This is a genomic window from Vibrio sp. 1180_3 (assembly GCF_029478545.1).
Lineage (GTDB): Bacteria > Pseudomonadota > Gammaproteobacteria > Enterobacterales > Vibrionaceae > Vibrio > Vibrio aestuarianus.
Genome location: NZ_SJFM01000297.1, coordinates 1 through 249, shown reverse-complemented (window position 1 = coordinate 249; position 249 = coordinate 1). Strand labels below are relative to the sequence as shown.

The following is a 249-nucleotide window of genomic DNA, read 5'->3' as shown; positions in this document are numbered from 1 at the left end:
CTGGTTTTATAGACAAAGGGTTGTTCTATCACACTGACGAGGGAACACCACAAGGTGGGGTCATATCTCCGACCTTGATGCTTATGACTCTTGCAGGGCTTGAGCAACGCATTAAGTCTACTGCACTAAAAAAGGGTGCTAGAGCCAACTTTATTGGATACGCCGACGATTTCGTCGTCACCTGTGCTTCAAAGGAAGTGCTGGAGAACGATATTAAACCGTTGATTGCTGATTTCTTAGCAGAAAGAG

General features: G+C 45.4%; 1 protein-coding gene. It reads left to right on the top strand.

Annotated features, from left to right (window positions below; all coding sequences use genetic code 11):
• Positions 1-249: reverse transcriptase domain-containing protein (locus EYW48_RS21620; protein ID WP_277433124.1), on the top strand; the 249-nt coding region annotated here is incomplete at both ends.